The 14,171-nt window shown below is 41.0% G+C and carries 8 protein-coding genes; all 8 read right to left on the minus strand.

Annotation, left to right across the window (positions count from 1 at the left end):
* Positions 1-5: 5 nt before the first annotated feature.
* The gene (locus AOG27_RS02215; protein ID WP_054551385.1) at positions 6-239 is read right to left on the minus strand and encodes a glutaredoxin family protein; all 234 of its coding nucleotides are present in this window, start codon (positions 237-239) and stop codon (positions 6-8) included.
* Positions 232-2,349, minus strand: coding sequence for a bifunctional 23S rRNA (guanine(2069)-N(7))-methyltransferase RlmK/23S rRNA (guanine(2445)-N(2))-methyltransferase RlmL (gene rlmKL, locus AOG27_RS02220; RefSeq protein WP_054551386.1), 2,118 nt, complete (start codon positions 2,347-2,349; stop codon positions 232-234). Before rlmKL ends, AOG27_RS02215 begins: the two co-directional genes overlap by 8 nt.
* 178 nt (positions 2,350-2,527) lie before the next feature.
* Positions 2,528-3,058, minus strand: a complete 531-nt coding sequence (locus tag AOG27_RS02225) for a cell division protein ZapC domain-containing protein (RefSeq protein WP_054551387.1) — start codon at positions 3,056-3,058, stop codon at positions 2,528-2,530.
* 120 nt (positions 3,059-3,178) lie between these two features.
* Entirely contained in the window at positions 3,179-4,189 is a 1,011-nt protein-coding gene (gene pyrD, locus AOG27_RS02230) for a quinone-dependent dihydroorotate dehydrogenase (RefSeq protein ID WP_054551388.1), read from the minus strand.
* A gap of 114 nt (positions 4,190-4,303) precedes the next feature.
* Positions 4,304-9,142, minus strand: a complete 4,839-nt coding sequence (locus tag AOG27_RS02235; RefSeq protein WP_054551389.1) for an NAD-glutamate dehydrogenase — start codon at positions 9,140-9,142, stop codon at positions 4,304-4,306.
* A gap of 212 nt (positions 9,143-9,354) precedes the next feature.
* On the minus strand, positions 9,355-11,679 hold the full coding sequence (locus tag AOG27_RS02240; protein ID WP_054551390.1) for an efflux RND transporter permease subunit: 2,325 nt from the start codon (positions 11,677-11,679) through the stop codon (positions 9,355-9,357).
* Complete coding sequence (locus AOG27_RS02245; RefSeq protein WP_054551391.1) at positions 11,679-12,683, minus strand: WD40/YVTN/BNR-like repeat-containing protein; 1,005 nt, start codon at positions 12,681-12,683, stop codon at positions 11,679-11,681. The genes AOG27_RS02240 and AOG27_RS02245 overlap by 1 nt, the downstream gene beginning before the upstream one ends.
* Before the next feature lie 123 nt (positions 12,684-12,806).
* A complete protein-coding gene (locus tag AOG27_RS02250; RefSeq protein ID WP_054551933.1) occupies positions 12,807-14,171 on the minus strand; it encodes a DUF1329 domain-containing protein in 1,365 nt (454 codons plus the stop codon).

Genomic DNA, 14,171 nt, shown 5'->3' on the forward strand with positions numbered 1-14,171 from the left:
TACTCTTATTCTTTATTATCAGCAATAAATTGCGCTAATTGCTCAGCATCAAAAGGCCAAAATAATTTCTCGCCTTGATGAGATTCCACAACCGGAATACTGGTTTGGTAAAGTTCAATCAGCTGTTCACTGTCCATAATGTCTTTTGCTACAAACGAAGCGTTTGCAGCAATTAATAATTCATCGGCCATTTCACACAGATGACAGCCATCAGTGTGGTACAGGGTAAAATTAGCCATGAGTAATAAGCCAGCTATTATGAATTTGCTTATTACGTTTAAAATCTGGTGATAAAGTCTTGTCAGAAATGTTTTCTGCTTTTAAACCCAGACCCATTAGCCCTACTTCATCCATGCTAAAGCCACGCTTATTGTTTGAGAATATAAGCGTACCGTTCGGGCTTAAAATCTTCTTAACCCAAGTAAGAAGTTTGATGTGGTCGCGTTGTACATCAAATGCATCTTTCATACGTTTTGAGTTTGAGAACGTCGGTGGATCTAAGAAAATTAAATCATATTGGCCTTGTGCATACTCAAGCCACTTCAAGCAATCTGCTTGCTCAAAACGATAGCGTGTATTACTGATATCATTCAGGGCAAAGTTTTCTTGCGCCCACTTTAAGTAGGTTTTTGACATATCAACTGTGGTAATGGCTTTGGCACCACCCACAGCAGCATGGACAGATGCGCTGCCTGTATAAGCAAACAAGTTTAAGAAACGTTTGCCCTGTGCGTTTTGTTGGATATAACGACGAGCTAAACGGTGATCTAAAAATAAACCAGTATCTAAATAATCAAATAAGTTTACTTTGAATTTAGCACCAAACTCTTCAACAACTTGAGTACGATTTTGTTTTGCTACCTTGGTATATTGCTCTTCACCTTTTTGCTTTTTACGCACTTTAACCGCAATGTTTTCTGGTGCGATCTTTAACTGCTCAGCGGTCAAGCTGATCACATCTTGCAAACGTTTTTGAGCCGTATTGTCATCGATTTCTTTCGGTGCAGCATATTCAAAAATAACCGCTGAATCATCGTATACATCAACAGCTACGTTATATTCTGGAATATCCGCATCATAAACACGGTAGCAGCTTACTTCATTTTGCTTTAACCAGTTCTTTAAATTTTGCTTATTTTTCTTTAAACGGTTTGCAAAGGCGGTTGAACCTTCAAAATTAAGAGCTGGCTTATCTTCTTTGCTAAGTTCTACTTGTTTATCGTCTAGTTGGTATAGATTTAATACTACATCTAACGGGCCATTTTTAAACTTATAGCGCTTTTGCTTAACTAGCTTTAGTAATTTAAATAAGCTTTCGTCGGTGCCTAGTAAAGCAAGTTTCCAATGATTAAAGTGCTTTTTGAAGCCAACACCTAAGCTACGGTGTAAGTTAACAAGCTCAGCCATTGAGCCTAAACGTTCACCATAAGGTAAGTTTGAAATCACCACACCAGGAAGTTTCGCAACAGACGTTAGTTTAGTGGCATTGCTTTGTTTAAACTTAATCACATTACCAAGGTCAGCACGCTCTGCATTTTCTTGCGCTTTTGCAATCACACTTCCGTCAATATCATGGCCAATAAGCCAGAGTTTAGGATCTGTAATTTGTGCAGTTAGTTCTGCTTTTAATTCTTTGTATTTTTGAATTCGGAAACTAGGCAGGCGCTCAAAGGCAAAACCTTCACGGAATAAGCCCGGTGCTTCATTGCGTGCCATGCTTGCAGCTTCAATTAAAATGGTACCCGAGCCACAACATGGATCGAATAAAGGTTGCTGTACGTTTTCAAGCCAACCACTTCTTTTAACAAGGGCTGCAGCTAAATGCTCTTTAATCGGCGCTTTGCCTTGATCTTGACGATAACCACGCTCAGATAAACGCGGGCCAGAATAATCGATATAAAGCGCAACACCTTGACGGTTCAACCTTGCTACAACACGTACATTGGCATTGTATTTATCAACATCAGGGCGTTGCTCGAATAAATCCGCGAAGTAATCAACAATCGCATCTTTTACAACTAGACCTGAAAATTGCGTATTTTTTAAGTCGTTATTTGTACCACTAAAATCAACAGCAAAGGTTTGTTTAGGGCCAAACCACTCCTGCCAAGGCTGCAAGCGCGCAAATTGATAAAGGCTGTCTTTGTCTTTTACGCCTTCTTTTTCTTCTATCAGCATCATGATACGAGTCGCAAAACGGCTCGATAAACAAATCTTTTGTGCTAATAAGCTATCTGCTTCAAAACGTACAGAGCCCACGGTTTGTTTTGAGACTTCGGCACCAAGTGCTGTAAGCTCATCAACAAGTAAATTTTCTATTCCGATAGAAGTAAGTGCGATAAATTGCAAAGTAAAAACCCTTAAATGCTAATTGCGCAGGATTATAGCATAGCTTGGCGAACAAAAACGCCAACATTTGCAGGGATATTAGCTGGATTTTTACTTAGCTCACTAGGTTACAAATCTCGCGCCGCGATTAAATCGCCCCTACAGTGAACAAATTTTAATTCACAAAGGTCAACACGCCCTAGGCAGATTTAAACTGTTTTTGTTGAATATAAACAGGATGGATACGGTTATTTAAAACCTTAATAGCCTCAAACTGTTCAAGAGAAAGGTTTTCGTCTAGTTGAAAGTGTTGGCTTAAGTTAATACATACCGAGGCTTCGCTTGAGTGGTCAACAATTAAAAACTCACCTTCTTGTGCCTCCGAGCACAATTTAACCACTGCTTCAACACTTGGCTGGCTGCCATGATACTCATGAAAGAACCAACTTTTTGCAAGTACTGGCTTTAAATGAAATTTGACCGCAGTGGCATTTAGCGCGATTTGGCAAAGCTGTGCAGGGTTCCACAGTGAGAATGTTTCGAGGTATTGATAAACTTGTTGATAAAATGCAGCATCTTCAAGGCTAAAGTTTGGCTCTTGTAAAACAGCATCAGTAAGTTGGCGAAGTTTATAAGGCGTGCACAGTTGCATATCTTGGTCAAGGTCAACCAAAAGACGATTATTTTTCGCACAAGCAAGCCATTTCCATTGCTTAGATGCTTGTAACATGTCTCCTCCCTAACGAATAAATACTGTGCGCTTAATCATAAATTATAACTAAAGCAGACCATTAATAAAATGATTTCTTAGAACATTTTATTAATGATCAATTGCTTAGATAACTGATCCTTATAAGCTATTTAGGATCGTTTTTACCAATTCTGGGCCTTTATAAATGAATCCAGTGTAAACTTGTACAAGGTCTGCACCTGCTGCAAATTTCTCTTTTGCAGAATCCGCATCATCAATACCACCCACACCAATGATAGGTAGTTTACCTTCGGTTAAACGCTTAAGCTCACTAACCACGTTGGTTGAACGCTGACGTACTGGTTGGCCAGATAAACCACCCGCTTCGTTTGCGTATTGTTGACCTTGTACCATCGCGCGCTCAAGCGTGGTATTTGTAGCAATAACACCATCGATCTTATTGTTGATCAATGACTCACTAACTTGGCCAATTTGAACTTCATCAAGATCAGGGGCGATCTTAACTAGCATAGGCACTTGTTTGTTATGTTTAGCAGCTAGATCAAGTTGTTCATTCTTTAAGCTTTGCAATAAGTCATCAAGCGCTTCACCATATTGTAAGTCACGAAGACCTGGGGTATTCGGTGAAGAAATATTTACTGTGATATACGATGCATGCTCAAATACTTTACGCATACAGTGAATGTAATCATCTTTACCCTGCTCGTTAGGTGTATCTTTATTTTTACCAATATTAATACCTAGAATACCGTCGTATTTCGCTGCTTTAACATTGTTAACTAGGTTATCAACGCCCTTATTGTTAAAGCCCATGCGGTTAATAATCGCATTTGATTCAGGTAAGCGGAAAATACGTGGCTTGTCATTACCCGCTTGAGCACGTGGTGTAACAGTGCCTACTTCAACAAAACCAAAACCCATTTGCGAAAATGCATCAATACACTCGGCATTTTTATCTAAGCCTGCCGCTAAACCTACTGGGTTTTTAAACTCTAAACCTAAAAAGTTAACGGGTTTATTAGGGACAGATTGAGACCACGCAGCACTCAATGGCGTATGAGCAAATCGGCGTAAATTATTAAGTGCAAATTCATGAGCCCACTCCGCATCACGGGTAAACATAAAACGGCGAGCTAGATCATAAAACATGGTTTGTTCCTTAGGTAAAAATAAACAAGGTAGCCGTTTATAAACGGACCATTGCAAATTAAGGGCAAAAAAATACCCCAGCGAGCTGGGGTATGTATTTTAACGACTTTTCACTTATTTGGAAGTGTCACAGTTGTGGCTTAACAACATTAGTTCACGAAGTGCCACTGAGAATTTCGCAAAATCATGGCTTTGCGATGTTTTGAACTCAGATAGCATCTGCTTCCAACGTTGTAATAGTAGATCTTGGTTATCCATCCACTCATCAATTTGTGCATCAATGTCTTTGCTGTCTGCAGCAAAGCTATTAAGTACCACAGCTGATAATGTACGTTGTTGCCAATCCAGCTCTTCACGGTAAGAAGCACGAGCAAGTGCTTGCCAGTGGTTCGCAACTGGTTGGTTGGTGATTTGGTCAAGGAACCAATGTAAGCCCATACGCGCACCAAGCTTAAAGTAGGTATTAGAAACCATATCAATACTACGCTCTGAATTGTTAGCAATTTCAGCTAAGTCCATTACAGAGAATAAGCTTGATAGTGACACAATACGTGTTGCAAGTGCTTTTGGTACATTGCTCTCAATTAGCTTATCTGCCGCTTTAACTAGGCGCTCGCTTTCTTTTTCAACCATGTAGCTGTTTAAGTTTTCACTTAAATCAGCAAATGTTGGTGCAAAGAATTCAATTGCTTGCTCAATCGTTTGTGCTTTATTGCGATGACGTAAGAACCAGCGTGTTGCACGACGAACCGTACGACGTAATTGGTATAGCATTTCTGTTTGTACAGCTGCTGGGATCTTATTATCAAGTGCAACAATTGATGACCATGTTTCTGGCATCTGGAACACTTCTTTTGCAATTGAGTAGCAAAGTGCGATTTCAGCTTCGTTAGCACCTGTTTCTTCGTGCATACGAACCATAAAGTTAAGGCCCATATCGTTAACGATGTTGTTTGCAAGTTTCGTTGCGATAATCTCTTTACGAAGTGGGTGGTTATCCATTGCATCGTTAAACTTCTCACGAAGTGGCACTGGGAACGACTTAACTAATAACTGACGGTAGTAAGGGTTTTCAGTGATTTCATCAACCACTAGAGACTCTTTAAGAACCATCTTCGCGTAAGAAACAAGTACAGAAAGCTCTGGACGAGTTAAATCTTTACCCGCTGCTGCGCGCTCTGCAAGCTCTTCATCCGTTGGAATGAACTCGATTGCACGGTTAAGCTTGCCATCTTTTTCAAGGGCATGGATGAAACGTACTTTTTCTTTAAGCGTTGACGTACCTTTTGATTGAGTAATCGATAAGGTATGCGTTTGACGATAACAGTCTTTTAATACTAACTCAGACACTTCATCAGTCATTGAATAAAGTAACTCATCACGCTGTTTACGTGTTAAGTCACCTTCAGCAACTAGGCCATTAAGTAAGATTTTGATGTTTACTTCGTTATCTGAACACGCAACACCACCTACGTTATCGATGAAGTCAGTGTTAACGCGACCGCCTTTAGCCGCAAATTCGATACGACCTAATTGAGTCGCACCTAAGTTACCGCCCTCACCTAAGATCTTCGCACCAAGCTCAGAACCGTTAATACGAAGTGCATCATTCGCGCGGTCACCCACATCAGCATCAGTCTCTTTAGAGTTCTTGATGTAAGTACCGATACCTCCATTCCAAAGTAAATCAAACTCCATCATTAGAGCTGCTTTGATTAACTCGTTAGGTGTCATGCTCGCTTTCTTAGTGCCAAGCATTTTCTTCATTTCTGGGCTTAAGCTAATTGATTTAGCCGCACGAGAGAAAATACCACCACCTTGAGAAATGAGGTCTTTGTTGTAATCTTCCCAAGAAGAACGCGGTAGATTAAATAAACGCTCACGCTCTGGGTAAGATGTCGCTGCATCTGGGTTTGGATCAACAAAGATGTGCATGTGGTTAAACGCTACTTGTAAGCGAATGTGCTTAGAAAGCAACATACCGTTACCAAACACGTCACCCGCCATGTCACCGATTGCCACAACAGTGAAATCAGTTGTTTGACAGTCAATGTCCATTTCACGGAAATGACGCTTAACAGATTCCCACGCACCTTTTGCAGTGATACCCATTTTCTTGTGGTCGTAACCTACTGAGCCACCTGATGCGAATGCATCACCTAGCCAGAAGTTATATTCATTTGCGATGCCGTTAGCGATATCAGAGAAAGTCGCAGTACCCTTATCGGCAGCAACAACTAAATACGGGTCATCTTCATCATGACGAACAACATCAACTGGTGGAACAATCTCACCACGTTCAATGTTATCTGTGATATCTAATAAACCACGGATGAAAATCTTGTAGCACTCTTGGCCTTCTTTGAAGAATGCTTCACGGTCTGTCGGTAGCTGTTTACATACGAAGCCACCTTTCGAACCGACTGGCACGATAACCGTATTTTTAACTTGTTGCGCTTTAACAAGACCCAGTACTTCAGTACGGAAGTCTTCACGACGGTCAGACCAACGTAAACCACCACGAGCAACTTTACCACCACGTAAATGCACACCCTCAACGCGCGGCGAGTATACAAAGATCTCAAACGCAGGCAGTGGTAATGGCATTTCTGGGATCATAGAAGGCTGAACTTTGAATGATACGTATGACTTAAATTGGCCATCCGCTTCTTTTTGGAAGAAGTTCGTTCTAAGAGTTGCATTGATCATATCAACGTATAAACGGATGATACGGTCATCATCTAGGTTTGCTACGTTTTCGAGCTCAAGATTAATTTGTGCAACTAGCTTCTCAAGTGTCTTTTCACTACCTGGGTTCTTAACTGAGAACTTTTTAGTGAATAAGTTAACGATTTGCGATGCAATGTGTGGGTAATTTGCAAATGTGCTTTCGATGTAAGTTTGCGAGAAAGTTACACCAATTTGGCGCATGTATTTAGCGTAGGCACGTAGAATAGACGCTTCACGACCTGTTAAGCCACCCATTAATACTAAACGGTTGAAACCATCGTTTTCTAAACGGTTATTCCACACGTTCGTTAACGCTGCACGGAAACGCGCTGACACTTTATCAAAATCAGCAATGCCCTTGTTGTCAATTAGCATGGTGAAGTCCATGATCCAATTAACTTTACCGTCAGTCGTTTTTACTGAGTAAGGTGTTTCACCAACTACGCGTAAACCAAAGTTTTCTAACATCGGCATTACGTCAGATAAGTGAATTGGTACATCTTTATGGAATAAGCTTAGACGAACCACATTTGTGTTTGCTTCTTCTTGTGGACGGTAGAACAACATTTCTAGTTTGTTCTCGTCATTTAGAAGTTCTAGCTTTTCAATATCAACAACCGCTGCACTTGGTAGAACCTGGTCTTTATACGCACTTGCAAACGCTTGTGCATATTTACGGTTTAATTCTTTACCGCGTGCTTCACCTGCGCTTTCAAGTAGTGCAGATTGGAGTCTATCTTCCCAAGTACGGGCAGCTTCAATTAGGTTGTTTTCGATGTCTTTCACGTTATATTCAATATTATTGTCAGTCACACGCACCGTGTAATGTGTACGGGCTAATGTTGACTCAGAGAAGAAAGTAGTAAATTCGACTTTATCGTCAGAATTAAATGCATTGGCTAAGATACGTTGCGTTTCACGACGTAGTGCTGTGTTATAGCGTTCACGCGGTACATAAACCATGCAAGAGAAGAAACGGCCATATGCGTCTTTACGCACAAAAATACGGCACATATCACGCTCTTGTACTTGTAATACGCCCATGGCAACTTCAAGTAGTTCAGCTTCACGTGCTTGCACAAGTTCATCACGTGGATACGTTTCTAAAATATTTAATACCGCTTTGTATGCATGGGTGCCTTTTGCAAAGTCACACATTTCCATAATGCGGTTAATCTTACTTTTCAGTACAGGTACATCAGCGGCGCTGTTGTTGTAAAAGCTTGATGAGAATAAACCAAGGAAGCGGTCTTCACCAATTACATTGCCCTCATCATCAAAACGCTTAATACCTACATAATCGATATACGCTGGACGATGTACACGAGACACTGAGTTTGTTTTCGTTAAAATTAATAAGTTACTGCTACGCGCTTCTTGGCGCGCTACTTCAGGTAACTCAGAAAGTAAACGGCTATGCTCTTCGTCTGTGTTTTTCATCAGACCAAGGCTAGTACCTTTTTTACCTTTTAACTGGTAATCACCCTGCACTGGCGAAAGTTCATACTCACGGTAACCCATTAGCGTAAAGTTATCTTTAGCTAACCAATCTAAAAACTCTACCGTTTCTGCAACTTCGCTTTCGTTATTGTTATGGTGGCGTTTTGGTAAGTCTTTCGTTACCGCAATAAGCTTTTCACGAATTGGCTGCCAATCTTCTACAGCGATAGATACGTCAACTAACACAGACTCAAGTTCTTTTTTGAAAGACTCAATTACTTTTGCATCTGTTTGACGATCAATCTCGATAAAGAACACAGTTTTTGTCGACGTTGATTCTTGCTCTGCTTTTAAGCTTGAAATACCGGTGATTTTAGCATTTTTATCACGTTGGATTTTCAACGGAGAGTGAAGTAATAAGTGAGAAGCGATGTTTGCGCGGGTCATGGCCATACGCACAGAATCAACGAGGAAAGGCATGTCTTTCGCGATGATTTCAACAATGGTGTGCGATGACTGCCAGCCATCTTTTGCTACTTCAGGATTGAAAACACGGACAACCGCGTCATCAGAATTATTTTTTTCTAGCGAGTTCCATAGGCTTAGTGCAGCGCCATATAAGTCACTATCGTTGCGATGAGCCAAATCCTCTTTAGACATATTGCTGTACAAGGCTTTGGCGAATTTCTCAACGAGTAACACATTATCAGCGTGAACTTTTTTCTGGATCAGCTTACAGACATTATCTAAGATAACCGAGGCTTGCCCTTCATTTCGTGTCATTGTATGTTCCTTAATCTATACTACTTATCGATTAGTAGAATATTTGTACAGCCATTTATTAGCGTGGAGTCAGGTAAATTCTAACTCTTTTACAGCTAATAAACAGCCTTTTCGATGAAATCATTTTAAGCTTTTCAGCTATTTGGTCATCTATTCACAAAATATAGATATAAATGGCCATTACTGGCCATATTGGAGCACAATTATTCACATTATTTTTTCTGGTCAGTCCAGAGGAAGCTACCAATTGCAGGTAAAAGTAGTACTGCACCCAACATGTTAACCAAAAACATGAAGGTTAAAAGAATACCCATATCCACTTGGAACTTCAGATCAGAGAAAATCCATGTGCTAACACCAATGGCTAAGGTAATACCTGTGAACAGCACTGCACTACCTCGCTCTGCTAATGCATTACGATAAGCGACTTCCAGTGCCACACCTTGTTTTAGCTGCCCCATCATTGATGAAAGTATGTAAATCCCGTAATCGACACCAATACCAACACCTAAAGCGATAACTGGTAATGTCGACACTGTTAAACCTATTTCAAGTTGTACCATCAACGCTTGCGCTAAGGTTGATACGATGTACAGAGGTAATACAACCGCGACCGTTGCCTTCACACTTCTAAAGCTAATTAAGCATAGCAGGATTACGGCGCCGTAAACGTAAAGCATCATAGGTAGCTGTGCAGCTGATACCGATTCGTTCGTTGCGGCCATAACACCGACAGGGCCTGACGCTAGCTTAAACTTTAATTCATCGGTTTCTTCTGCCTTAGCAAACTCTTTAACTTTCGCTACCACATGGTCAATCGTTTCTGCTTTGTGGTCATTTAAGAAAATAATTACTGGCATTACTGAGCAGTTACCATCGAGTAAACCTGAGCTTGTTTCAACCCGTGAAGTAGCTTGCACTAAACTTGCCGTATTGCGAGGCAGGCTTTGCCATTTTAAGTTCCCTTCGTTAAAGCCGGCATTAACTGACTGTGCAACTGAGCTTAAGCTCACAGCCGATTGTACCCCTGCAACGTTTTCCATCTGCCATTGGAAACGACTAATACGCTCCATAACATCATGCTCCGTACACGCAGCAGGATACGCTTCTACAATCACTTTTAGGATATCTGATGAAATAGTGTATTTATCAGAAATCAAAAAGGTATCTTGGTTATAGCGGGCATCTTGATGCAAAGAAGGCGCACCAGCATGCAAGTCACCAATACGCATTTTGTCAGCTTGCCAGTAACCCACTGCAAATAACACAGCCGTAAAGACGATAATAAAACCCGCCGTTTTACGGTCTGTGGCTTTTACTAATAGCTCGCGTAACTTGTCTAGTAGATTTGGTTTGTCTGTGTGAGTACCGGCTTGAATATGCACAGAGCCTTCAAAGCGCATGTACGATGCCCAAACAGGTAATAAAATTAAATTAGTGAAAATAATTACCGCTACACCCAAACTTGCGGTGATAGCAAGTTCACGGATAATACCAATATCAATGGTGAGTAAGGTTAAAAAACCAATTGTGTCTGATAGCAGTGCAATACCACCCGGGATCAAAAGTGCTCTAAAGCTTGCCTGACAGCAAACCCGAGTTGAACTACCCGTAGACACTTTTTTGCCGATGTCATTGATCATTTGCACGCCATGGCTTACACCAATCGCAAACACTAAAAACGGCACTAAAATTGACATTGGGTCTAAACCAAAACCTAAGCTTGAAAGCAAGCCTAACTGCCAAACAACGGCAATGATTGAACAGGCAATCGGTAAAATTGTCAGTTTTAAAGAGTGGCAGAACAGCCAAACCATCACAAATGTGAAAGCAATGGCAATAGCAAAGAATAGCAGTACGCCCTTAGCGCCCTCTGCGACATCCCCTGCCATTTTGGCAAAACCGATAATATGAATACTTACCTTGTCAGTACTGAGCGGTTCACGAACTTGCGTTTCTAGCTTTTCTGCAAATGCTAAAGTGTCGAGTTTTTCTTGCGTTTGTGGATCAGTCTCGAGTAGCTGAGCGGTTACCATTGCACACGAATAGTCACTGGCAATCATGCGACCAACGACTTTTGCTTTTTCGATGTTTTCTTTTACAACCGCAAGACCACGTTTATCAGCAGTGAAGTTTGCCGGAATAATTGGACCGCCAGCAAAACCATCTTCAACTACTTCAACAAAACGTGCACTCGGTGCAAAGATTGAATTAACTAACGGACGATTTACACCTGGAATAAAGTAAAGCTGGTCGTGAACTGCTTTAAGTTGGGTGAAAAATTCCTCATTAAAAATATCACCATCTGCATCACAGACTGAAATCAAAATGCTGTTAGCGCCACCGAACTGTTTTTCATGTTTGGTGTAAACTTTCATGTAGTCATGATTAAGCGGAATATTTTTATTAAACGACGCGTCTAATTGAATTTGTGTTGCTTTGAATAATAAGAAACAAGTGATCAAAGCAAAGGAAATAATTGCGAATAAGCGATGACGAAACACCGCTCTTTCTAAAATATCTAAAAAACCACGCATTACGGATTCAACTCCTTCACTTTAATGCCATTTTCTGAAGCCATAACTAGTTTGTCTTGAAACACAACACCATCAAGTAACGATTTACCATCGGCCATTTGTTGTTCTGATAATTGGCCATCCTCAATTTGGAATACCACCCCGCTATTGGCAAATAATAACCACTGGTTGTTGTATTTAATCGCGCTATTTACGGTTGCATAATTGTCGTGTGGTATTTGTTGCCACTGTTCGCTGCCTGCTTGGCGAGTGAAAATGTTGCCTCGAAGGCCTGCAACTAGGTCTTCCCCACCTTGATCCGCAGTTGACGCAAACGTAAAGAAAGAGCCCATATATATCTCCTCAAGACGCTGCCAGGTTTGACCATTGTCGACACTTTGTGCCATTAAACCCATTTCACCGGCTAGAAATAGACTCTCATCGGTTTTAACGATGCGATTAAAGTGCGGCAGTATTGAAGCAGTTTCAATTTCATAGCCTTCTGGGTCACTGTCTTTTAAATCATTGAGGTATTCACGGTCTTCTTCAAATAACAGGCTATCTAAAAAACGTTTCTGCCAAGTTTGGCCACCATCGTTAGTTTCATAAAACATTCCATATGCACCGACTGCATACCCTTGTTTGTCTGTAGTAAATAAAATGTCTAAACATGGCTTATCCATGTTTGGTAATGATTGCTGTAATTGCCACGTTTTACCTGCATCTACGGTATTGATGATGGTAGCATCATGGCCGCATGCCCAACCTAAATCGCTATTATAAAAATCAACGGCTGTTAGCAGCACTTGAGTAGGCACACTGGCTTGTTGCCAGGTTTGAGCGTCTGTACTTGTGATAACCACACCGTGTTTGCCAACTGCAATGAGATTTGGGCCAGCTAGTTCAATGTCGGTGAGAAGAGTTTTGTTTGCGTTAACAGCGCTAATGGCTTGTTGTGGCATAGGCATGTCTTGAGCAAAACATGAAGCACTATAAGCAAGACAGGCATAAAGCAAATACTTCATAAAGATAAATCGCCTTCGAAAAAATAAAAAGAGAAGTCAAAAAAGTCACTGGGAAACCTAATGCGTGTACTGATGACTTACGCGAATTGCAAAAGGCACCTGGAGTCAGGTGCCTTAAATGGATTAACGACCTTCGCGGCGTAATGCGCTTGAAGTAAACTCGTTATCGTTGAATGATTGTGAGAAATCATACATTTTTTCTTGGTTGTCTAAACCAATTGCTAAATAACGACGAGAGTTAAGGTCATGATAAACTTCTAACGTACTCCAATGAGTTGGTACTTCATAGTAGTTAAGACCATGCGCCATCGCTACACGATACATTTGATCACGGTTATCATAGATATCCGCTACATGTACTTGCCAGCTATCCTCGTCAATATAAAAGACACGTTTCTTATAAATATGACGCGTGCCCTCTTTTAGGTTCGCTTCAACCACCCAAACACGGTGTTTTTCATAACGAACATGCTCAGGGTTGATATGACCTGCTTGTAGAATATCATCGTAGCTTAGTTTGTCGCTGTGAAGCTTGTAGCTGTTATAAGGAATATAAAGCTCTTGCTTACCTTTTAATGTCCAGTTGTAACGATTCGGAGAACCATTGAACATATCAAAGTCATCAGTCGTACGTAAGCTATCAGCGGCTGTTCCCGGTGCATCATAGGCAACATTAGGTGCACGACGAACACGACGCTGACCTGAGTTGTATGTCCATGCTTGGCGTGGCGTTAAGATTTGGTCCATTGTTTCATGAACTAATAACGCAGTACCGGCAAGACGCGCTGGCTCAGTTACTTTTTGCTTGAACTTAAACAAGATATTTGATTCTTGTAGCTTTTCAGGCGTTGCTTCAGGTGATGAATATTCAACTAATAGTTGCTCATCAAAACCTACATAGTTATATGAACCAGATGCAGTTGGTGCTGCTTGACCACCAGAACGCTCAATTGATAAACCACGGAAACGTAATAAGTGGTTCCAAATAGCTTCTAAGCCATCTTTAGGGATTGGGAACGGAACACCCACAGCAGTGTTTTTAATACCGTTACCACCTTCTACTAACTCAGCTGTCGTTGCATACTTTTTAGTTGCATCATATACAAACTGAGGATAAGACGCGCTACGACGTGTTTGATAGATGTTCATCTTAAACGTATCAGGATAAGTATTGAATAATTCAATTTGACCTGGGCTTAAGAAATCTTTGTACTCAGCTACATTCGATTTATCAATCGTGAATAAGATTTTATCATCAGCATATGGATCTGGATGGTGCATACCCGGTTTGTAACCTGCTGGCGGTGTTGTGATACCACCATCCCAAGCTGGAATAGAACCGTCTTTATTCGCTGCTTTTTCAGCGCCAATTGGCGTTAAATCACTGCCTAAACGTGCCGCTTCATCAGCGGTAATTTTTGCAAGTACACTTGAGCTTGCGAAAACGCCGCAAAACGCTGCAGCAATGAGGGTAGGTTTTCTAATAAT

This window comes from Pseudoalteromonas lipolytica, from assembly GCF_001306915.1.
GTDB classification, from domain to species: Bacteria; Pseudomonadota; Gammaproteobacteria; order Enterobacterales; family Alteromonadaceae; genus Pseudoalteromonas; species Pseudoalteromonas simplex.